21 protein-coding genes are annotated in these 19,804 nt (G+C 71.2%); 15 read left to right on the top strand and 6 right to left on the bottom strand.

The window, feature by feature from the left end; all coding sequences use genetic code 11:
- The first annotated feature begins 20 nt into the window (after positions 1 to 20).
- Positions 21 to 1,460 carry a S8 family peptidase gene (locus OG928_RS14080; RefSeq protein ID WP_406283584.1) on the top strand — a complete coding sequence of 480 codons (1,440 nt, stop codon included), beginning with the start codon at positions 21 to 23 and terminating at the stop codon, positions 1,458 to 1,460.
- On the opposite strand, the gene OG928_RS14075 is transcribed toward OG928_RS14080, so the two are convergent.
- Positions 1,407 to 2,033, bottom strand: coding sequence for a DUF6058 family natural product biosynthesis protein (locus OG928_RS14075; RefSeq protein WP_406283582.1), 627 nt, complete (start codon positions 2,031 to 2,033; stop codon positions 1,407 to 1,409). The genes OG928_RS14080 and OG928_RS14075 overlap by 54 nt on opposite strands.
- 291 nt (positions 2,034 to 2,324) lie before the next feature.
- Between OG928_RS14075 and OG928_RS14070 the strand changes: the two genes are divergently transcribed.
- Positions 2,325 to 3,455 (top strand): GtrA family protein, encoded by a 1,131-nt coding sequence (locus tag OG928_RS14070; protein ID WP_406283580.1) that lies wholly within the window; start codon positions 2,325 to 2,327, stop codon positions 3,453 to 3,455.
- Between the two features lie 191 nt (positions 3,456 to 3,646).
- Here the strand turns inward: OG928_RS14070 and OG928_RS14065 are convergent, their stop codons facing one another.
- Positions 3,647 to 3,988 (bottom strand): VOC family protein, encoded by a 342-nt coding sequence (locus tag OG928_RS14065; RefSeq protein ID WP_406283578.1) that lies wholly within the window; start codon positions 3,986 to 3,988, stop codon positions 3,647 to 3,649.
- A gap of 123 nt (positions 3,989 to 4,111) precedes the next feature.
- Here OG928_RS14065 and OG928_RS14060 point away from each other — a divergent pair, with 123 nt between their 5' ends.
- The 5 genes from OG928_RS14060 to zapE all read left to right on the top strand — a co-directional run bounded on the left by OG928_RS14060 (position 4,112) and on the right by zapE (position 7,896).
- On the top strand, positions 4,112 to 4,690 hold the full coding sequence (locus OG928_RS14060) for a Uma2 family endonuclease (protein WP_406283576.1): 579 nt from the start codon (positions 4,112 to 4,114) through the stop codon (positions 4,688 to 4,690).
- 187 nt (positions 4,691 to 4,877) lie between these two features.
- Positions 4,878 to 5,144: a hypothetical protein gene (locus tag OG928_RS14055; protein WP_406283574.1), complete on the top strand. Its 267-nt coding sequence runs from the start codon at positions 4,878 to 4,880 to the stop codon at positions 5,142 to 5,144.
- 39 nt (positions 5,145 to 5,183) lie between these two features.
- Positions 5,184 to 5,732, top strand: a complete 549-nt coding sequence (locus tag OG928_RS14050; RefSeq protein WP_406283572.1) for an ArsR/SmtB family transcription factor — start codon at positions 5,184 to 5,186, stop codon at positions 5,730 to 5,732.
- Positions 5,733 to 5,801: 69 nt separating this feature from the next.
- Complete coding sequence (locus OG928_RS14045; RefSeq protein ID WP_406283570.1) at positions 5,802 to 6,794, top strand: serine hydrolase domain-containing protein; 993 nt, start codon at positions 5,802 to 5,804, stop codon at positions 6,792 to 6,794.
- Positions 6,795 to 6,816: 22 nt separating this feature from the next.
- A complete protein-coding gene (gene zapE / locus OG928_RS14040; protein WP_406283569.1) occupies positions 6,817 to 7,896 on the top strand; it encodes a cell division protein ZapE in 1,080 nt (359 codons plus the stop codon).
- A gap of 78 nt (positions 7,897 to 7,974) precedes the next feature.
- Here the strand turns inward: zapE and OG928_RS14035 are convergent, their stop codons facing one another.
- From OG928_RS14035 to OG928_RS14020, 4 genes are all read right to left on the bottom strand, one after another.
- Positions 7,975 to 8,970: a 2-oxoacid:ferredoxin oxidoreductase subunit beta gene (locus OG928_RS14035; protein ID WP_406290965.1), complete on the bottom strand. Its 996-nt coding sequence runs from the start codon at positions 8,968 to 8,970 to the stop codon at positions 7,975 to 7,977.
- A 67-nt stretch (positions 8,971 to 9,037) separates the two neighbouring features.
- Positions 9,038 to 10,900 carry a 2-oxoacid:acceptor oxidoreductase subunit alpha gene (locus OG928_RS14030; protein WP_406283567.1) on the bottom strand — a complete coding sequence of 621 codons (1,863 nt, stop codon included), beginning with the start codon at positions 10,898 to 10,900 and terminating at the stop codon, positions 9,038 to 9,040.
- A 278-nt stretch (positions 10,901 to 11,178) separates the two neighbouring features.
- Complete coding sequence (locus OG928_RS14025) at positions 11,179 to 11,823, bottom strand: response regulator (RefSeq protein WP_406283565.1); 645 nt, start codon at positions 11,821 to 11,823, stop codon at positions 11,179 to 11,181.
- Between the two features lie 119 nt (positions 11,824 to 11,942).
- Positions 11,943 to 13,280: a sensor histidine kinase gene (locus tag OG928_RS14020; protein WP_406290962.1), complete on the bottom strand. Its 1,338-nt coding sequence runs from the start codon at positions 13,278 to 13,280 to the stop codon at positions 11,943 to 11,945.
- 292 nt (positions 13,281 to 13,572) lie between these two features.
- Between OG928_RS14020 and OG928_RS14015 the strand changes: the two genes are divergently transcribed.
- The 8 genes from OG928_RS14015 to OG928_RS13980 are packed head-to-tail and all read left to right on the top strand — an operon-like array spanning position 13,573 to position 19,783.
- Positions 13,573 to 13,944 carry an NADH-quinone oxidoreductase subunit A gene (locus tag OG928_RS14015; RefSeq protein ID WP_406283564.1) on the top strand — a complete coding sequence of 124 codons (372 nt, stop codon included), beginning with the start codon at positions 13,573 to 13,575 and terminating at the stop codon, positions 13,942 to 13,944.
- A complete protein-coding gene (locus tag OG928_RS14010; RefSeq protein WP_406283562.1) occupies positions 13,935 to 14,537 on the top strand; it encodes an NADH-quinone oxidoreductase subunit B in 603 nt (200 codons plus the stop codon). Before OG928_RS14015 ends, OG928_RS14010 begins: the two co-directional genes overlap by 10 nt.
- Positions 14,534 to 15,493 (top strand): NADH-quinone oxidoreductase subunit C, encoded by a 960-nt coding sequence (locus OG928_RS14005; protein WP_406283560.1) that lies wholly within the window; start codon positions 14,534 to 14,536, stop codon positions 15,491 to 15,493. Before OG928_RS14010 ends, OG928_RS14005 begins: the two co-directional genes overlap by 4 nt.
- Complete coding sequence (locus OG928_RS14000; protein WP_406283558.1) at positions 15,490 to 16,446, top strand: NADH-quinone oxidoreductase subunit H; 957 nt, start codon at positions 15,490 to 15,492, stop codon at positions 16,444 to 16,446. Before OG928_RS14005 ends, OG928_RS14000 begins: the two co-directional genes overlap by 4 nt.
- Positions 16,446 to 17,006 (top strand): NuoI/complex I 23 kDa subunit family protein, encoded by a 561-nt coding sequence (locus OG928_RS13995; RefSeq protein ID WP_406283557.1) that lies wholly within the window; start codon positions 16,446 to 16,448, stop codon positions 17,004 to 17,006. Before OG928_RS14000 ends, OG928_RS13995 begins: the two co-directional genes overlap by 1 nt.
- On the top strand, positions 17,003 to 17,563 hold the full coding sequence (locus tag OG928_RS13990) for an NADH-quinone oxidoreductase subunit J (protein ID WP_406283555.1): 561 nt from the start codon (positions 17,003 to 17,005) through the stop codon (positions 17,561 to 17,563). The genes OG928_RS13995 and OG928_RS13990 overlap by 4 nt, the downstream gene beginning before the upstream one ends.
- Before the next feature lie 7 nt (positions 17,564 to 17,570).
- Positions 17,571 to 17,894: an NADH-quinone oxidoreductase subunit NuoK gene (gene nuoK / locus OG928_RS13985; RefSeq protein ID WP_406283553.1), complete on the top strand. Its 324-nt coding sequence runs from the start codon at positions 17,571 to 17,573 to the stop codon at positions 17,892 to 17,894.
- Positions 17,885 to 19,783, top strand: a complete 1,899-nt coding sequence (locus OG928_RS13980; RefSeq protein ID WP_406290960.1) for an NADH-quinone oxidoreductase subunit L — start codon at positions 17,885 to 17,887, stop codon at positions 19,781 to 19,783. The genes nuoK and OG928_RS13980 overlap by 10 nt, the downstream gene beginning before the upstream one ends.
- Positions 19,784 to 19,804: the final 21 nt, after the last annotated feature.

The raw sequence follows: 19,804 nt of genomic DNA, 5'->3' as shown, positions 1-19,804 counted from the left end.
GCGGTATGAGGATCCGTGCAGTGATCGCGATCGTGTCGGCGGCCGTCTCCGCGTTCGTCGGCGCGGTGCCGGCCGGGGCGGCGGGGGCGGCGGGAACGGCGGGGACTTCCGGGGCGGTGGCCGGGACGTACTCGTATCTCGTGTTGACGGAGTCCGCCGGGGTGGCGGGGGCCGCGCTCGCCGCGTCGGCGGTGCAGCGGGCCGGGGGCGCGGTGGTGCAGTCGTACGGGCAGGTCGGGGTGGTCGTGGCGCGCGGTGACGCGGGGCTCGCGGCGGCGGTGCGGGGACAACCGGGGGTGGCTCGGGTCGGGGCGACCCGGACGGTGCCGGTGCGGACCCCGGAGCCGGCCGAGCGGACCGCGCCGGCGGATCCCGGGGAGGCCGCCCAGTGGAACCTGGCGCTGGTGCGCGCCTACGAGGCGCAGCGGATCACCGAGGGCAGTCGCGACGTGGTGGTCGCGGTGGCCGACTCCGGCGTGGACGACCGGCATCCCGATCTCGCCCCGAACTTCGACGCCGCGCTGTCGGTGGACTGCTCGACGGGCCGGCCGGTACAGGGGAACGCCGCGTGGCGCGCGCCGCGTTCGGACCACGGTACGCACGTGGCCGGCACGATCGCGGCGGCTCGCAACGGCACGGGCGTGGTGGGGGTGGCGCCGAAGGTGCGGATCGCGGCGGTGCGGATCGGCGACGCGGACGCGATGTTCCACGGCGAGGCGAGCGTGTGCGGGTTCGTGTGGTTGGCCGAGCACGCGGCGCAGGGGCTGCGGATCGCCAACCACAGCTACTACAACGACCCGTGGTGGCTGCTGTGTCCGGAGGACGAGGACCAGGCGGTGATCCACGAGGCGGTGCGTCGCGCCGCGGCGTACGCGGCCGGCAGGGGCGTCCTGTCGATCGCCGCCGCGGGCAACGAGAACTACGACCTCGCGCACAAGACGGTGGACCCGTACAGCCCCAACGACGCGGCCGCCACGCCCGCGACGCCGCGTCCCGTGACCGACGCGTGCCGGTTGCTGCCGGCCGAACTCCCGGGTGTGGTCACGGTCGCGGCGGTCGGCGCGGACGGCACGCGGGCGAGCTACTCGAACACGGGCCTGGGCGTCGTGGACCTGGCGGGGCCGGGCGGAAGCGGCTCGGCGGGCGATGCCGGCGTGCTGTCGACGGCGCGCGACGGCGGCTGGGCGACGAAGCAGGGCACGTCGATGGCCGCACCGGCGGTGGCCGGCGTGGCCGCGCTGATCGCGTCCGAGCATCCGGATTGGGGTCCCGACGCGATCGCGGCCCGGCTGTACGCGACGGCGACCCGGCTGCCGTGCGCGGCGCCGTGCACCGCGGCGGGCGATGTCGACTCGTTCCACGGACACGGCCTGGTCGACGCGTTGCGGGCGGTGGACCCGGCGGCCTCAGCGGGGCCGGACATCATCCCGTGTGGGGGAAGCGGGTGCGGATCGCGGTGATGTGGGTGTCCCGGGAGACCGGGCCGGCGAAGCGGAGGCGGTGAAGTCCGGCTCCAGCGCGTCCAGTCCGTCGACGAGCCAGTGCAGGCGCGCGAGCCACGGCGCGGCGTCCGGGGCGGGGGCGGCCAGGGCCGCGTCGATCGCCGTCATCAGCTCGCCCTTGCGGCGGATCGTGGCCGGGCTCACCGCGCGCAGGCAGACGTACTGCCCGCTCAGGTACCCGTCCCACTCCGCCTCGGCCTCGGCCGGATCGGCCCAGTGCCCGACGAACCACGACCGCAGCCGTGCCGTCCCGCCGGCCGCCTCGGCCAGGGCGAACAGGTCGGCGGGCACCATCTCGGCACCGTCGGAGCGCAGGTAGGAGGGCAGCGGCAGGAGCCCCTCCAGCATGTCGCCGCGTACCTGGTCCGGGTCCAGGCCCAGCGTCGCGCACAGCACGGGCAGGGTCACGAACTCCCGGGTCACGTACGCGTCGTCGGCCGCCGACATCGGGTGATCCCCGTTGACCTCGCGATATCGCTCGGCCACCGCCCGCGCCGCCGTCGTCGTCGTTCGTTCGACCTGGTCCGTCATCGGTACACCTCCCGGTCCGCCACCCGGCGCGGATCGCCGCCGGCACATCAGAGGGCAGGCTAGGCGCCCATCGTTGCGGCGCCCGCCGAAGTGTCACGAGTGCCGCGCCCGGCAACGTTTGCCCCGTCGTGGTGTTCGGTGCGGTTCCTCGGCGTGCCGCCGGAACGTTCTCGTACTGGAGTACTTGGACGTTTCGGCGGTGCGTCGAGGGGCCGTGCCGGGCGCCGCGACGGGGCAAACGTTGCCGGGCGCGGCACGAGGGTAGGGCGGCCGGGGTGAGAGGGTGACGGTGTGCACGAGTCCACGCGGAGCTACGGGTACGTGGGGCCGGCCGAGATCCGGGCCGGCGCGGTGCGGGCCGACGCCGAGGGTCGGCCGATCCGCTCGGCCGCCGACTTCGCGGCCTGGGTGCGCGAGCAGGAACGGGACGACCTGGCCGAGCCGTTCACGTACGTCGTCGGGCCCGACGGGGTGCTGCGGCTCGCGCCGAGGCGGAGCGAGCATGTGGCCTGTGCCGGTGGCGCGCGGGTGCTCGGCGCGGGCGAGATCGCGTTCGCGCGCGAGGCGGGCAGGTGGCTCGTGACCGAGATCAGCAACCAATCGACGGGTTATTGCCCGGACCCGGACACCTGGCCGGTGGTCGCCGCCGCCGTCGAGCGGGCCGAACTCGCGCATGCGGGCGGCTTCACCCACGCGTTCGTCTTCCGCCGCTGCCCGGATTGTGGCGAGCACAACGTGGTCAAGGAGGCCGACTTCGTGTGTGTGTGTTCTGTGCGGGGGAGCTTCCGATGTACTGGAACATCGATCCGAATGCCCAGGTCAGGGACGTGCGCTGACAGCACGGTGCGGGCTGCCGGCAGGTCGGCGTGCGCGCTGACAGCGGCCCGTGCGGGCGGTCAGCGGTCTGTGCGGGGGCTGCCGGCGCCCGGGCGGATGCTCTTGCACATGGACACCACGAGCAACACCTCGCCCAAGGCCCCGGGAGTGATCGCCTCCTTCACCCGCTTCGTCGTCATCGGCGGCGGCGTCGGCCTCGCGAGCAGCGCGACGCTGGTCCTGCTCGCGGGCAGCGTCCCGTTCGTGGCGGCCAACGCGCTGGTGACCATCGTCTCGACGCTGATCGCGACCGAGCTGCACAGCCGGTTCACCTTCGGCGGCGACAAGCCCGACAAGAGCGACCACGCGAAGGCGGCGCTCACCGTCCTGGTCTGCTACCTCTTCACCACGGCGGCGATGCTCACGCTCCGCGCGATCAACCCGCACGCCGGCGTCCTGGTCGAGCAGTCGGTGTACCTCTCGGCCTCCGGCCTCGCCGGCATCGGCCGGTTCGCCTTCATGCGCCTGGTGATCTTCGCCAAGGCCAAGGGCCCGAAGGCCTCCCAGCGGGTGCTGGCGCGCGAAGCGGTCGTGACCGCGGCCTGACCCGCACCGACCCGACGGGTCGGCTCGCGCGCGTCGGCGAACGTGTCCCGGCGACGCGCCACATCGAGTCGGCCCGTCCACAGCGCAAGACCTCTCGACCGGCCCCACGACTTCGCGCTCATGCGCGGCGAGCGTGGGGCTCGGTCGTTTTCGTCGTCGGTCGTCGGTCGTCGGTCGTCGGTCGTCGGTCGTCAGTCGACGAAGCAGAACTCGTTGCCCTCGGGATCGAGCATGACCCGGAACGAGCCCTGCTCGTCGGTGACCGTCTCGCCCCGCGCCGTCGCTCCGAGCGACACCGCCAGCTCGATCGCGGCGTCGATGTCCTCGACCACGAGGTCGAGGTGCAGCCGATTCTTGCCGGCCTTGTCCTCCGGTACGGGCTGGAACGACATCCGCACCGACCCCGCCGGCTCGACATGCGACCACCCACGCTCACGATCGACGGGTTCACCCCCGAGCAACCCGGCCCAGAACCGCACCAGGGAATGCGGATCACGGCTGTCCACGACAATCTGCTGCAGGTCTATTCGCACGACCCAGAGCCTATGAGAAGCCCCCTCCGCACGATCGGGTGAACCGGGTCCGCGCGGCTCCCGAGCGATCGGCCGCGAATCTAGGCTGAACGTGTTGCCTCGGGGAGGGGAGGGCTGGGTGTGATGACCATCGGATCGGTGTATCCCAATCGTGTGGAAACCGATGAGGAACCGAACACGCCGCTGTTGGCCGAGTTCTTCGCGCTGTCCGAGCGGCTCGAGAACGATCGCGTGGAGTTCATCGACGGGAATATCAACGTGGCACCACCGCCGGACGGGGATCACGAGACGATCATCGACCAGCTGCGGCTGCAGATGCTCGGTTCGGCGATCGCGTTGAGTGCGTCGGGAAACAAGGGCTTGGCCCTCCCAAACGGCGATTTCGTCGTTCCGGACACGACGTATGTATCGCGCGGAGGGCTGCGGCACGCCCCGTCGTGGATGACACCGGACGATGTGCTGCTCGTGGTCGAGGTCACTTCATCCGATCCCACCCGTGATCGGATGAAGAAGTACCGGTCCTATGCGCTCTCCGGCATCCCCTTCTACCTCCTTGTCGATCGTCAGAACGGCAAGGTCATCCTGTTCTCGGATCCGGAGCGGGATGCCTACGCGGGGCGCAACGAGGTGGCCTTCGGCAAGAAGTTGGTCCTGCCCGCGCCATTTTCGTTGACGATCGACACTGCGGACCTGGTCGACTGAAGAGCGTGCCCCCTCCGCACGATCGGGTGAACCGGGTCCGCGCGGTTCCCGAGCGATCGGCCGCGAATCTAGGCTGAACGTGTTGCCTCGGGGAGGGGAGGAACGGGTGTGATGTCCGTCGAAGCTGTGTACACACATTGTGTGGAAACCGACCGCGGTCGTCGACTGACAGTGAGGACGTGACGTCGTGCCGGACGGTTCGGACAGTGGTCTCAGCCCGCTCGCGCGGCGGGTGCTCGCGTGCATGTTGGCGGTGCCGGAGGGGATCAAGTTCACCGGCAAGGATCTGACCGATGTGATGCCCGAGGGGCCCTATCGGATCCAGAAGGCGTTGCGGGAGCTCGGGGCGACCGGGCATCGGACCGTGCGGCGGCTCAAGAAGCCCAATGGGCAGTTCTACGTCGAGGTCGAGTATCACGCCACGCCGGTCGAGACCGACGACTCACCGTCCTGACTGATTGACGTAATTACGTAAATTCGTAAGCCTGGCGATGTGCCGAACCGATCCGAGCAGAACGATGAGCACGCGGCCCTCGTCGCGCGCCTGGACGCGCTGACCGAGCGCGTCGCGACCCTGGAGGCCGCGGCCGGCGCGCGGGCGGTCGCCGAGCCGGCCGCCCGATCCGATACCGGGCCGGACGACGAGCCGTTCTGGGTCCTGGAGAAGCTCAAGGAGCAGTCCGGCGCGGGCACGCTGCTGTACGCCGGCGTGCTCGAACTGCCGTCGGGGCATCCGATCGAGTGGCAACTCGAGACGGACGCGGACGCGTTGCTCGCCGACGACTGGGCGTCGTTCGCCGAGAGCCTCGTCGCGCTCGGCCATCCCGTGCGGCTGTCGCTCCTGCGCGAGGTCCTGCACGGGACCTGCACGGCCGCCGAACTCGGCGCCCTCGACGGCATGGGCACCAGTGGGCAGGTGTACCACCACCTGCGTCAACTCGTCGCCGCCGGTTGGCTCCGCACGGTCGGCCGAGGGCGCTACGAGGTGCCCGCGGTGCGGGTCGTCCCGCTGCTGGCGGTGCTGTTCGCCTCGCGCTCCTGAGCGGGCCGGCACGTGCACACATCGAACCCGACGAACGAAACGCATGGACCGAAGAAGCGAGGAGAGCCGGTGGAATTGGAGAAGCATGTCCGCGAGGCCGCCGACGACTTCGTCGCCGCGGGGCAGCCGGGCGTCGTGGTCGGCGCGATAGCCGGCGACGACACCGCGATCGCCGGGGTCGGTGACGACGCCCCCGACGCCCACACGCTGTTCGAGATCGGGTCCGTGACCAAGACGTTCACGTCCCTGGCCCTGTTCAACCGAACCCGGGCCGGCGAGGTCGCGTACGATCAACGGCTCGCCGAGCTGCTGCCGGCGGGCCGACGCGTACCCGAGCGGGACGGCCGCGCGATCACCCTGGTCGACCTCGCGACGCACACATCCGGATTGCCGCGCCTGCCCAAGGGCGCGATGCCGCGCGTGCTGTTCGACAAGCGCGACCCGTACGCGCGCTTCACCGCCGACAAGGTCCTGGCCGGCCTCGCCCGGACCCGGCTGCGCTCGGTGCCGGGCACGACGGTGACCTACTCCAACCTCGGAGTCGGCCTGCTCGGCCTGGCCCTGGCCCGGCAGGCCGGCACCGACTACGCGACCCTGATCGCCCGCGAGATCACCGAACCGCTCGGGATGACGGACACCGTCGTCACCGTCGACCCGACCCGTGCCGCCCGGCTCGCGCGGGGCCACACCAAGTCCGGCAAACCCGCGGCCCCGTGGACGTTCGACGCGCTCGCCGGCGCCGGTGCCCTGCGCTCCACCGCGGCCGACATGATCGTGTTCCTGCGGGCCCACCTCGGCACCGGGATCGGCGCCGAAGCCCTGCGCGCGGGCGACGCGTCGCGCCGACCGACGCCCGATGGCACCTGGATGCAGCCGGGCTGGGTCGGCGCCGGCAAGGAGGTCCCGTTCTATCTGCACGATGGCGGGACCGGCGGCTTCTCGTCGTTCATCGGCCTGTTCCCCGGCCGGCGCGCGGGCGTGGTCGTGCTCGCCAACTCGGCCGCGGACGTGTCCGAGGCGGGCCTGCGCTTCCTCGGCACGGTCGCCCGGCTCACCGCGTAGGCCACGCCCTAGGATCCCGATCATGCGGACCATCACCGTCGATCAGGTACGAGGCCACTTCCGGCGGGCCGCGCTCGAGCACGGCTTCGTGCTCGATCCCGCTCAGGAACAGGCCGCGGATCGGCTCGCCGAACTCGGCGCCGCGCTGGGTCGCGGCCGTCGGCGCGGACCGTTCCGCCGGACGCCGCCGCGCGGCCTGTACCTCTGGGGACCGGTCGGGCGCGGCAAGAGCTGGCTGTTGGACACGTTCTTCGAGGCCGTCGCGCTGCCCGCCGAGCACCGCACACGCGTGCACTTCCACGCCTTCTTCCGCCGTCTGCACGAGGCGGTCCGACGGCACCGCGACGACCACGGCCACGAGCACAGCGCCATCGACGCGGCGGTGTCCGAACTCCTGGGCGACGTCGAGCTGTTGTGCTTCGACGAGTTCCACGTGCACGATCCGGGTGACGCGATGCTGGTCACCCGGCTGCTGCGCGAACTGCACGCGCGGGGCGTGGTTCTGGTCACCACGTCCAACTACCCGCCGGCCGGCCTGCTCCCCAACCCGCTCTATCACCACCTGTTCGAGCCGACCATCCGCGAGATCGAACAGCGGATGGACGTGGCCACGGTGGCCGGTCCTCGCGACTACCGGACACTGCCCGGGGCCGCGGCTGCGGACACCGCGTTCACTCGCGGCGCGATCCTGTGGCCGGGCGATCCCGAGCAGTTGCGCGGCGAGGGGCTCGAACCGCCCGCGCCCGCCGAGGCGGTGACGCTGCGCGTGAACAACCGCGACCTGCGGGTCGCGGCCGCGCGAGCGGACGTGCTTTGGTGCGGGTTCGACGTGCTGTGTGAGGGGCGGACGTCGGCGCTGGACTACCTCGTGCTTGCCGAGACGTACGCCACGTGGGTGATCGACCGAATCCCGCCGTTGAAGTCGGCGACGGGCGAGGCCCGGCAGCGCTTCGTCAATCTGATCGACGTGTGCTGCGATGCCGATGTCCGGCTCTTCCTGAGCAGTGATCGCCCGCTGGAGGAGCTGCTCGCCGGGGACGACCTGCCCACCGACATCGTTCGCACGGCGAGTCGGCTGTCGTTGTTGCGACGGGTCGGCTGAGCGGCCTCAAACGCCGGCCGGGCTGAAATCAGCCCGGCCGGCGTTTGAGGACACACACGGCCGCAGGCCGTGACCGTGCTACTTGATCGTCCAGGTGTCGTTCCCCTGGATGAGCGACGCGAGGTCGCCCGGGCCCTGCTTGGTCGTGGCCTCCGCCAGCTGAGCCGACATCAGGCGGTCGTAGACCGGTCGCTTGATGTCGCGGAAGACGCCGATCGGGGTGTGCGTGTTGCTCGTGAGGTCGCCCAGTCGGGTGAGCGCGAACGCCAGCTCCGGGTTGTCCGCGTGCGCGTCGTGGACCATCAGCGCGTCCTCGCCGACCTTGGCGACCTCGGCCACCTCCAGCGAGCCCTCATGGCCGCGAACGACGCCGAACTGACCCTCCGCGCCGAATCGGATCGGCTGCCCGTGCTCCAGCCGGATCGTCACGTTGTCGCGCTGCTCGGGGTCCTTGAGCTGCTCGAACGCACCGTCGTTGAAGATGTTGCAGTTCTGGTAGATCTCCACCAGAGCCGTGCCCTCGTGCTCCGCCGCCGCGCGCAGCACCGACGTGAGGTGCTTGCGGTCGGAGTCGATCGACCGGGCCACGAACGACGCCTCGGCGCCGATGGCGACCGACAGCGGGTTGAACGGGTGGTCGAGCGAACCCATCGGGGTGGACTTGGTGATCTTGCCGGCCTCGGAGGTCGGCGAGTACTGACCCTTCGTCAGACCGTAGATCCGGTTGTTGAACAGCAGGATCTTGAGGTTGACGTTGCGCCGCAGCGCGTGGATCAGGTGGTTGCCGCCGATCGAGAGCGCGTCGCCGTCACCGGTGACGACCCACACCGAGAGGTCCTCGCGCGAGGTGGCCAGACCGGTGGCGATGGTCGGCGCGCGCCCGTGGATCGAGTGCATGCCGTACGTATTGAGGTAGTACGGGAACCGGCTGGAGCAGCCGATGCCCGAGATCCACACGACGTTCTCCTTGCGGAGACCGAGCTCGGGCAGGAAGCCCTGCACCGCCGCCAGGATCGCGTAGTCACCGCAACCCGGGCACCAGCGCACCTCCTGGTCCGACTTGAAGTCCTTCATGGACTGCTTGGCATCGGCCTTCGGGACGAGCGACAGCGAAGGGAAGCCGCCGGCGCCGTTCGCGGACTCAGACACTCTCGATCACTTCCTGGATGACGTGCGCCAGTTCCTCGGACTTGAACGGCAGGCCGCGCACTTGGTTGTACGGCATGGCGTCGACAAGGAACTTGCCGCGCAGCAGCAGGGCGAGCTGTCCCAGGTTCATCTCCGGGACGATCACCTTGTCGTACGCCTTGAGCACCTCGGCCGTGTTGGCCGGGAACGGGTTGAGGTGGCGCAGGTGGGCCTGCGCGACCTTGCCACCCGCCGCGCGCACGCGGCGGACCCCCGCCGCGATCGGGCCGTAGGTCGAACCCCAGCCGATCACGAGCACCTTCGCGTCACCGGTGGCGTCATCCACCCACAACGGGTCGATGTCCTTCGCGATGCCGTCGATCTTGGCCTGGCGGGTGCGGACCATGAAGTCGTGGTTCGCGGGGTCGTACGAGATCGACCCGATGCCGTCGGCCTTCTCGATGCCGCCGATGCGGTGTTCGAGGCCCGGCGTGCCGGGGACCGCCCACGGGCGGGCCAGCGTCTCGGGGTCGCGCTTGTACGGCCAGAACTCCTTGCTGCCGTCCGGCATCTCCTGGTTCGGCTCGGTCGCGAACTCGACCCGCAGGTCCGGCAGTTCGGACATCTCCGGGAGCCGCCACGGCTCGGAGCCGTTGGCGAGGTAGCCGTCGGAGAGGACGAAGACCGGGGTGCGGTACTTCAGCGCGATCCGCGCGGCCTCGATGGTGGCCGCGAAGCAGTCGGACGGGGTCTGGGGGGCCACGATCGGCACCGGCGCCTCGCCGTTGCGCCCGAACATCGCCTGGAGCAGGTCGGACTGCTCGGTCTTGGTCGGCAGACCGGTCGAGGGGCCGCCGCGCTGCACGTCGATGATCAGCAGCGGCAGCTCCAGGGAGACCGCGAGACCGATCGTCTCGGACTTGAGCGCGACACCCGGACCGGACGTCGTGGTCACCCCGAGCGAGCCGCCGAAGGACGCGCCGAGCGCCGCTCCGATGCCCGCGATCTCGTCCTCGGCCTGGAACGTGCGCACGCCGAAGTTCTTGTGCTTGGCGAGCTCGTGCAGGATGTCGGAGGCCGGGGTGATCGGGTACGAGCCCAGGTACACCGGCAGCTCGGACAGTTGGCCCGCGGCCACCAGGCCGTAGGACAGCGCGAGGTTGCCGGTGATGTTGCGGTACGTGCCGGCGGGCAGCTTGGCCGGTGCCACCTCGTACGAGATCGCGAAGTCGTCGGTGGTCTCGCCGAAGTTCCAACCCGCCTTGAACGCCGCGACGTTGGCCTCGGCGATCACCGGCAGCTTGGCGAACTTCTTGCGCAGGAACGCGATGGTCGCCTCGGTCGGCCGGTGGTACAGCCACGACAGCAGACCGAGCGCGAACATGTTCTTCGCGCGCTCGGCGTCCTTCTTCGAGATCTCGAACTCGGCCAGCGCGCCGACCGTCAGCGTGGTCAGCGGGATCGCGTGCACGTTGTAGGCCTCGAGCGAACCGTCCTCGATCGGGCTCTGCGCGTAGCCGACCTTGGCCATCGCGCGCTTGGAGAACTCGTCGGTGTTGACGATGATCTCGGCCCCGCGCGGCAGGTCGCGGATGTTGGCCTGGAGCGCGGCCGGGTTCATCGCGACCAGCACGGTCGGGGCGTCGCCCGGCGTCAGGATGTCGTGGTCGGCGAAGTGGAGTTGGAAACTCGACACACCCGGGAGCGTTCCTGCGGGTGCCCGAATCTCGGCAGGGAAGTTGGGCAGGGTCGACAGATCGTTTCCGAACGTCGCCGTTTCGGACGTGAAACGGTCGCCCGTCAGCTGCATTCCGTCACCGGAATCGCCGGCGAACCGGATCACAACCCGGTCGAGTTGCTTGACCTGCTTGGTCACGGGGGAGGACCTCCTCGGCGCTGCGGCGGTTGGTCCGCGCACCGCGCGGATGTCGCAGTTTCATCGTACGGCGGCACACACGGGGGCCGTGGCGCCCCCCGGGGCGGGCGATGATTCGCCCTGGCGCGTGACGTGAGCGGCGTCACGCTTGGGACAAGGCCCACGGAGGGCCATATGTCCTGCTTTGTCCGATCAAATCGATAGCACGACCTTTGTAAGGACGGCGGCATCGATCGACCGGATGATTGCATGGGTCCAGTAATTCGATCCCTACGATGTCAGGATCCGAGATACGCGAGTACCGCGAGGACGCGTCTGTGATCGGTGTCACTGGGGGCGAGGCCGAGCTTCCCGAAGATGTTGCTGACGTGCTTCTCCACCGCTCCGTCGGAGACCACGAGGGCCTGCGCGACGGCCGCGTTGGTGCGCCCCTCGGCCATCAGGCCGAGCACCTCGCGCTCGCGGGGTGTGAGCTTTTCCACCACGTCGCGCTTGCGGGTACGGCCGAGCAGCTGGGACACGACCTCGGGGTCGAGGGCGGTTCCGCCGTTCGCCACCCGCTCGACCGCAGCGACGAAGTCGCCGACGTCGGCGACCCGGTCCTTGAGCAGATAGCCGACCCCGCTCGTGTTGCCCGCGAGCAGTTCCGTCGCGTACCGCTCCTCGACGTACTGCGACAGGACGAGCACGCCGACGGTCGGGAGTGTCGCGCGCATCTTCACCGCCGCGCGAATGCCCTCGTCGGTGTGGGTCGGCGGCATGCGCACGTCCACGACACAGACGTCCGGGCGGAGCTTCTCGGCGACCGCGACGAGTTGCTCGGCGTCCCCGACCTCGCCCACGACCTCGTGGCCGCGAGCGGTCATCAGACGTGACAAACCATCCCGTAGTAGTACGGAATCCTCAGCGATGACGACGCGCACAGCGCTCACATCCCCCAAATCCGGTAGCCGCACCCGGGGAAACGGGTGCGGCTACAGTCTTCCGGATTCGCGGGCCTGCGGCGTACCGCAAGCGGGTGGATATCAGTGCCGCCGGCGGGTCAGAGCGGCAGCCACACGGTGATCCGAGTGGGGCCGCCCTCGGGGCTGTCCACGGTCAGCGTGCCGTCCACCCCGCGCACCCGCTCGGTCAGGCCGGCCAGGCCCGAGCCCTTGCCCAGGGAGGCGCCGCCCGCGCCGTCGTCGGCCACGATCAGGAACATCCGACCGCCCTCGTGGCCCACGGTCACCCACGCGTGCCTGGCACTCGCGTGCTTGGAGACGTTGGTCAGCAGCTCCGACGCGCAGAAGTAGGCGACGGACTCGACCGGCGGCGGGGGCCGGTCCGGCAGGTCCACGTCGACCCGGACCGGGACCGTGCAGCGGGCCGCGATCGAGGACAGCGCCGCGTCCAGGCCGCGGTCGGTGAGCACCGCCGGGTGGATGCCGCGCGCCAGGTCGCGCAACTCCTGGAGGGCGAGCTTCACCTCGTCGTGCGCCGACGCGACCATATGGGCGGTGGCGGTGTCCTCGCTCGTGCTCAGGTTCTCCTTGGCCATGCCCAGGTCCATCGCGAGCGCGACGAGGCGGGCCTGCGCGCCGTCGTGCAGGTCGCGCTCGATCCGGCGCAGGTCGGAGGCCGCGGTGTCGACCGCCGCGCCCCGGGACACGGTCAGGTCGCGCACCTGCTCGGACAGGAAGGCCGGGCCGAGCAGTCCGCGCACCATCACGCGGTCCACGTTGGCCATGCCGCGGATCAGCCACGGGGTCGCGAAGAACAGCAGCACCCCGATCGCCACGGTCAGCGACACCGGCCCCGGACCGGCGATGTAGTGGTCGGCCCCGGGACCATTCGGCCCGTCGCCCGAGATCATCGCGCCCGGCATGTCGGCGGCGCGGTAGATGGGCTGGGTGAGCGGATACGTGGCCATGCTCAGCGACGTCGCCCACAGCACCGTGGAGACGGTGAAGGTGAAGATGCCCCAGGGCAGTTGCAGGAACAGGTAGAGGCTGGCCCGCCAGCCGGCGGTGTCGCTCAGCGCGGCCTTGACCCACCCCGTGAAGCCGGGGTGCTTGGGCCGCAGCGGACCCGGCGCCCGCACGTGCTCGTCGAGCAGCGCGCCGGCCCGGGCCCGCTCGACACGGCCGAGGACCCGGCTGCCCATCAGGGTCACCGCGATCAGCGGCAGCCCGAGCAGGAACAGCGGGGTGAGCCCGATACCGAGCACGATGAACACCACGGCGTAGGTGAAGCCGATGATGCCGACCGGCAGGTTCAGGACGAGGTGGATCGTGTCGGTCCAGGTGCGGGCGGTGAACGGCGCACGCAGGATGCCCGGCCGCGCACGGGCCGGGGTATCACCTGTGGACCCGTCGAAGGCAGTCGCGGGTGTGGGCATGGACATGGAGTTGCCTCGCTGGGAGAGAAGCCGATCCGTTGGCACAACTCTGCCGTGCGGCGGAGGGGAGTCCCATGGCGCGGGTCGGTGTCTTGGGGGTGGGGTTGTCCCTACCACCTTCGGCCCCGGTTCGGTATCGCCGATCCGGCCGGCCGAGCGGATTGGACACCGGGGACAGGTCCGGCGCAACCCCCCTAGACTCCCGTGCCACAAACGTACGCACCGTCAACGCGACGTTCGGCAACGTATTCGGCAACGTATTCGGCAACGGGGACGAGGAGGCAGGCGCCAGGTGGAGGGCTACTACGGAACGTACGCGCTCGTGGGTCTGGTGCTGTTGGTCGCGTCGGCCTTCGTCGCGGTCGCGTTCGCGGGCGGGCGGCTGCTGCGACCGAGCGTACCCACGCGCGAGAAGCTGACGACGTACGAGTGCGGCGTCGACCCGGTGGGGCAGGGATGGGCCCAGGTGCACATCCGCTACTACCTCTACGCCTACCTCTACGTCATCTTCGCGGTCGACGTGATCTATCTGTTCCCGTGGGCCACGGTGTTCGACGCGCCGGGCTTCGGCGCCACGACGCTCGTGGAAATGTTCGTGTTCGTCGGCTTCCTGGCCACCGGACTGCTGTACGCGTGGCGGAAGGGCGTCCTCGCATGGACCTGACACCTGTTCCGGTGGACCGGACTCCGGTCGACCTCCCGCAGCCCCGGCTGGGGGTGCTCTCGCGGCTCGCGCCGGACCCGGTGCGGCTGGTGCTGAACTGGGGACGGCGCTACTCCCTCTGGGTGTTCAACTTCGGTCTGGCGTGTTGCGCGATCGAGTTCATCGCGTCCTCGATGGCCAAGCACGACTTCATTCGGCTCGGCGTGATCCCGTTCGCGCCCGGTCCGCGTCAGGCCGACCTGATGGTCGTGTCGGGGACCGTCAGCGACAAGATGGCGCCCGCGATCAAGCGGCTGTACGAGCAGATGCCGGAGCCCAAGTACGTCATCTCGTTCGGCTCGTGCGCGAACTGCGGCGGTCCCTACTGGGATTCGTACTGCGTCACCAAGGGTGTGGACCAGATCGTGCCGGTCGACGTGTACGTCCCGGGCTGCCCGCCCCGGCCGGAGGCCCTGCTCCAGGGAATCCTGAAGCTGCAGGAGCGGATCGCGGTGGAGAACCCGGCCACGCGGTACGGCCGCACCCTGCCCGCCGCCGCGCTCGGTCGGCCGCTGGTCGCGCCGCCGGCTCGACCCGAGGGCGGTGCCGGATGACCCCGGAGGAGATCCGCGCGGGCCTCGGCGAGGAACTCGTGCTCGCGGTGTCGGACGCGTACGGGCTCGCCACGGTCGACGTCGCGCCGGAGCACTGGGTCGCCGCGCTGACCGCCGCGCGGGACGGCCTCGGCTGCACGTTCTTCGACTGGCTCACCGGCGTGGACGAACTCGCCGACGGGTTCGACGTGGTCGCGCACGTCTGCGCGCTGCCGCGCGGGCCGCGATTGTTGCTGCGCACCCGCGTCCCGCGCGAGGGCGCGACGCTGGCCACCGCGACCGGCGTGTACGCGGGGGCCCGCTGGCACGAGCGCGAGACGCACGAGATGTTCGGGATCGACTTCGCCGGCCACCCGGGCCTGGATCCGCTGCTGCTGCCCGAGGGCTTCGAGGGCCACCCGCTGCGCAAGGAGTTCATCCTCGCGTCGCGGGTGGCGAAGGCGTGGCCGGGTGCGAAGGACCCGGGCGAGTCCGACCACGGCGGCGGCCCGGCCCGTTCGCCGGGGCGCCGGCGCACGCTGCCCCCGGGCGTACCGGACCCCGCGACGTGGGGTCCGCACAAGGAGGAGGCCGCCGCCGAGGCCGCCGCCGCTGCCGAGGAACGGCCCCGTCGGGCGCGCGGCGCCGCGGCCGGCTCGGCGAGCCAGGCCGGCGGGGACGCACCGGCGGCGCGGCCGGCCCGGCGCACGCGCAGCGTTTCGGCGGGATCGGCGAGCCAATCGGGTGAGGGCGCGCCGGCGGCGCCGGCCACGCCGGCGGCACCGGCGGCACCGGCACCCGCGGAACCCGCGAAGCCTGCGGAATCCCCCACGCCTGCCGCGCCCGCAGAGCCCGTGGAGCCTGCCGCGCCTGCGGAGCCCGCCGCACCCGAGGCGCCCGCGGAATCCGCCGAGGAACCCCGCAAGAACGTTGCGCCCGATGCGCCGACCCCGCCCACCGAAGGGGACACCCCGTGAGTCTCCTCGACGTGTGCCTCCGGCTCGTTCTCGTGCTCGGGGCGTTCCTCGTGCTGCCGCTGGTGATCGGGCAGACCGAGCACAAGGTGATGGCCCACATGCAGGCGCGGGTGGGCCCGATGTACGCGGGTGCCTTCCACGGCTGGGCGCAATTGGTCGCCGACGGCGTCAAGTTCGCGCAGAAGGAGGACATCGTCCCGGCCGGCGCCGACCGCCGGGTGTTCAAGCTCGCGCCGGCCGTCGCGCTCATCCCGTACTTCGTCGTGTTGATCGCGATCCCGATCGGGCCGAACGGCCTGGTCGGCCGGACCGTCGACGCCGGCATCGTGTTCGTGCTCGCGGTGATGGGCGTCGGCGTGCTCGGCTCGCTGATGGGCGGCTGGGCCTCGGCGAACAAGTACTCGCTGCTCGGCGGCATCCGCTCGGCCGCCCAGCTGATGGCCTACGAACTGCCGATGCTGCTCGCCGCCGCGTCGGTGGCGATGGCCGCCGGGACCGTGTCGCTGACCGGGATCGTCGAGGGCTTCGAGTGGTGGTGGCTGCCGTGGCAGGCGATCGGCGGCGTGGTGTTCTTCACCGCCGGGCTCGCCGAGATCCAGCGCCCGCCGTTCGACATGCCGGTCGCCGACTCGGAGATCATCTTCGGTGCCTACACCGAGTACACCGGCCTGCGCTTCGCGTTCTTCCTGCTCTCCGAGTACGCCGGGATCCTGATCGTCTGCGCGCTGACCAGCGTGCTGTTCCTCGGTGGCTGGCACGGGCCGTGGTCGGACTCGGTCGGCTGGCTGTGGACCCTGCTCAAGACCGGCGCGCTCGCGTTCGTGGTGATCTGGCTGCGGGTCAGCTATCCGCGGCTGCGCGAGGACCAGCTCCAGAGGTTCGCGTGGACCGTGCTCGTCCCGCTCGCGCTCGGCCAACTCGTCCTGACCGGCGTGGTAAAGGTGGCGACCTGATGAAGGGCTTGGCCAAGGGCCTCGCGGTGACTCTCAAGACGCTCACCAGGCGGTCCGTCACACAGTCCTATCCCGAGGTCCTCCCCGAACTGCCGCCCCGCTCGCGCGGGGTGATCGCGCTGTTCGAGGAGAACTGCACGGTCTGCATGCTGTGCGCGCGCGAATGTCCCGACTGGTGCATCTACATCGACTCGCACAAGGAGGTCGTGCCCGCGCGCGAGCCCGGTGCGCGCGACCGCACCCGCAACGTGCTCGACCGCTTCGCGATCGACTTCGCGCTGTGCATGTACTGCGGGATCTGCGTCGAGGTGTGCCCGTTCGACGCGCTGTTCTGGTCGCCCGAGTTCGAGTACGCCACCGGCGACATCGAGGAGCTGACCCACGAGAAGGACAAGCTCCGCGACTGGATGTGGACGGTTCCGCCGCCGCCCGCGCTCGACGAGCACGCCGAGGACCCCAAGGAACTGGTCCAGGCCCGCAAGGCCGCCGAGAAGGCGGCCAAGGCGGCGCAGGCCGCCGCGGAGGCCGCCGAGGCCGCGCAGGGGGAGGAGACCCCGTGAACCTCGCCGCCACCGAACACGGCTTCCTGTCGCCCACCGGCGCCGAGATCGCCTTCGTCCTGGTCGGCCTCGTCGTGCTCGGCTCCGCGCTGCTCGTGGTGACGACCCGCCAGGTCGTGCACGCCGCGCTGTGGCTGGTGGTCACGCTCGGCGGCCTCGCGGCCGAGTACCTGCTGCTGACCGCCGAGTTCATCGCCTGGGTGCAGGTGCTGATCTACGTCGGCGCGGTCGTGGTCCTGCTGCTGTTCGGCCTGATGCTCACCAAGGCGCCGATCGGCTACTCCGAACCGGCCGACCCCACCGCCAAGATCCCGGCCGCCGTGGTCGCGCTCGGCACCACCGCGACCCTGCTCACGGTGATCGTCGACGCCTTCCGCACCGCCTACCTACACCTGGGTAACGACACCGTCGGAAGCACGAAGGTCACCGGCGAGAGCCTGTTCAGGGTATGGGTGCTGCCGTTCGAGGTGCTGTCCGTCCTGCTCCTGGCCGCGTTGATCGGCGCCATCGTGCTGTCCCGGGCCCGGTCACGGGTGCGCTCGGACCGGAAGGACTGACGCCGCGATGCATCTGGTCTATCCCCTCGTCCTGGCCGTGCTGCTGTTCGGCATCGGGCTCTACGGGGTCATCGCGCGCCGCAACGCGATCCTCGTCCTGATGTCGATCGAGCTGATGCTCAACGCGGTCAACGTCAACCTCGTCGCGTTCGACATGTACCTGCGCGACACCCTGCACGCCGGACAGGCGCTCACGCTGTTCGTGATCACGATCGCCGCCGCCGAGATCGGCCTCGGCCTCGCGATCGTGCTGCTGGTGTACCGCAACCGGGCCACCGCCGACATTCCCGATCTGCGCGAACTCGCCGAGCACAAGGAGGGATCGGTATGACGGTCGCCGCCGCGACGGCCACCGGCCTGCCCGCGCTCGCGGCCCTGTTCGGGCTGCTGTTCGGGCGCCGGGTACGGCCGGTCCTGATCGCCGTACCCGCCGCCCTGGTCGCGGCCGCCCTGGCCATCGCCGTCGCCGCGACGATCGGCGACGACGTGCGCGAGTCGGCCGTGCGGCTGACCCCCACCGGCGCCCTCGACATCACCCTCGGCCTGCGCGTGGACGGGCTCGCGGCGCTGACCTCGGTCCTGGTCACCGTGGTCGCGCTGCTCGTGCAGGTCTACTCGGCGGCCTACCTGCGCGAGGACCCGCGCTACTCGTCGTACGCCGCGCTGGTCTCGCTGTTCACCGCCGCGATGCTGCTGGTCGTCTACACCGGCGACCTGATCGTGCTGCTGGTGGGCTGGGAGGTCATGGGCGTGTGCTCGTACTTCCTGATCGGGCACCACTGGGAGACGGCGGCCGCGCGCTCGGCCTCGATCAAGGCGTTCGTGGTCACCAAGCTGGGCGACGTGCCGTTCCTGATCGGCATCCTCGTCCTGGCCGCCGGCGCCGACTCGTTCCGGATCCGCGACGTGCTCGCGGCCGTGCCCGAGGGCGGCGCCGGGTGGGTGACCGCGGGCACGCTGCTGATGCTCGGCGGGGTCGCGGGCAAGTCGGCGCAGGTGCCGCTGCAGACCTGGCTGCCGGACGCGATGGCCGGCCCGACACCGGTGTCCGCGCTGATCCACGCGGCCACCATGGTGGCGGCGGGCGCGTATCTGGTGGCCCGGCTCTACCCGGCCTTCCTGGCCGCGCACGCGACCCTGGTCGTGCTCGCGGTGATGGCGGCGGTGACGATGATCGGCTCGGCCCTCGCCGCACTCGCGCAGGAGGACCTCAAGCGCGTCCTGGCCTGGTCGACGGTCAGTCAGCTCGCCTATATGACCGGCGCGTTGGCGGTCGGCGGGCGCGACGCGGCGGTGTTCCAACTGCTGTCGCACGGCGCGTACAAGGCGTTGCTCTTCCTCGGCGCCGGGGTGCTGATCCACGTCGCCGGGACCGGCGCGCTGGCCGGCATGGGCGGGCTGCGCGGCCGGGCGCCGATCGCGTTCTGGACCATGACGGCGGGGCTCGCGGCGCTCGCGGGCGTGCCGCCGTTCTCCGGCTTCTTCAGCAAGGAGGCGGTGCTCGGCGCGGCCGAGCACACGGCGTTCGGGCACGGGCCGGTGCCGGAGATCGCCGGGTGGCTGGTCCTGGTGGCCGGGCTGCTGACCGCCGTGCTGACCGCGGCGTACGCGGCGCGGGTGTGGCTGCGGGTGTTCTTCGGGCCGGCGCGCGAGGAGGCCGTCGGGGCGGAGGTGCCGGCGCACGCGGACGCGGCCGACTACGGCGAGGCCGGCTACGCGGGGGAGGCGCCGGCCGCGATGGTGTGGCCGCTCGTCGTGCTCGCGGTGCCGACCGTGCTGTTCGGCTTCCTGGCCTTCCCGGGCCTGCCGTCGTTCGGCAGCGACCTGGGCTACGACCACCTGGACCCGCACGCGCTCACCACGGTGTTCGCGCTCGCGGCCGTCGCGCTCGGGGTCGGCGTGGTCGCCGCGCTGTGGCGGCGCGACCCGGCGGGCGACCCCGCCCGGGTGCTGGGTCCGCTGCGCGGCCCGGCGCTGCGCGGGTTCGACGTGGACGGGCTGTACGCGGTCCTGGTCGTGGCCCCGGTCCGGCTCGCCGCCAAGGCGAGCCTGTTCGGCGACCGGGCCGTGATCGACACCTACGTCGATGGCGCCGCGCAGAGCGCGTGGCTGCTCGGCGGCGGCGTCCGGCGCGGCCAGAACGGCAACGCCCGGCTGTACCTGACCGGCCTGTTCGCGGGCGTCGTCGTGCTCGCCGTCGCGGTGGCGGTGGGTTCGTGACTCTCGCGCCCGCGCCGAAGG

This window comes from Embleya sp. NBC_00896 (genome assembly GCF_045207785.1).
Taxonomy (GTDB): Bacteria; Actinomycetota; Actinomycetes; order Streptomycetales; family Streptomycetaceae; genus Embleya.
This window is presented reverse-complemented; position numbering and strand designations above follow the sequence as displayed.

Excerpts from the sequence above, each read along its gene's own strand:
- OG928_RS14075 (WP_406283582.1), bottom strand. The coding sequence starts at position 2,033 with ATGACGGACCAGGTCGAACGAACGACGACGACGGCGGCGCGGGCGGTG.
- OG928_RS14060 (WP_406283576.1), top strand. The coding sequence starts at position 4,112 with ATGACCATCGGATCGGTGTATCCCAATCGTGTGGAAACCGATGAGGAA.
- zapE (WP_406283569.1), top strand. The coding sequence starts at position 6,817 with ATGCGGACCATCACCGTCGATCAGGTACGAGGCCACTTCCGGCGGGCC.
- OG928_RS14035 (WP_406290965.1), bottom strand. The coding sequence starts at position 8,970 with ATGAAGGACTTCAAGTCGGACCAGGAGGTGCGCTGGTGCCCGGGTTGC.
- OG928_RS14020 (WP_406290962.1), bottom strand. The coding sequence starts at position 13,280 with ATGCCCACACCCGCGACTGCCTTCGACGGGTCCACAGGTGATACCCCG.
- OG928_RS14010 (WP_406283562.1), top strand. The coding sequence starts at position 13,935 with ATGGACCTGACACCTGTTCCGGTGGACCGGACTCCGGTCGACCTCCCG.
- OG928_RS14005 (WP_406283560.1), top strand. The coding sequence starts at position 14,534 with ATGACCCCGGAGGAGATCCGCGCGGGCCTCGGCGAGGAACTCGTGCTC.
- OG928_RS13995 (WP_406283557.1), top strand. The coding sequence starts at position 16,446 with ATGAAGGGCTTGGCCAAGGGCCTCGCGGTGACTCTCAAGACGCTCACC.
- nuoK (WP_406283553.1), top strand. The coding sequence starts at position 17,571 with ATGCATCTGGTCTATCCCCTCGTCCTGGCCGTGCTGCTGTTCGGCATC.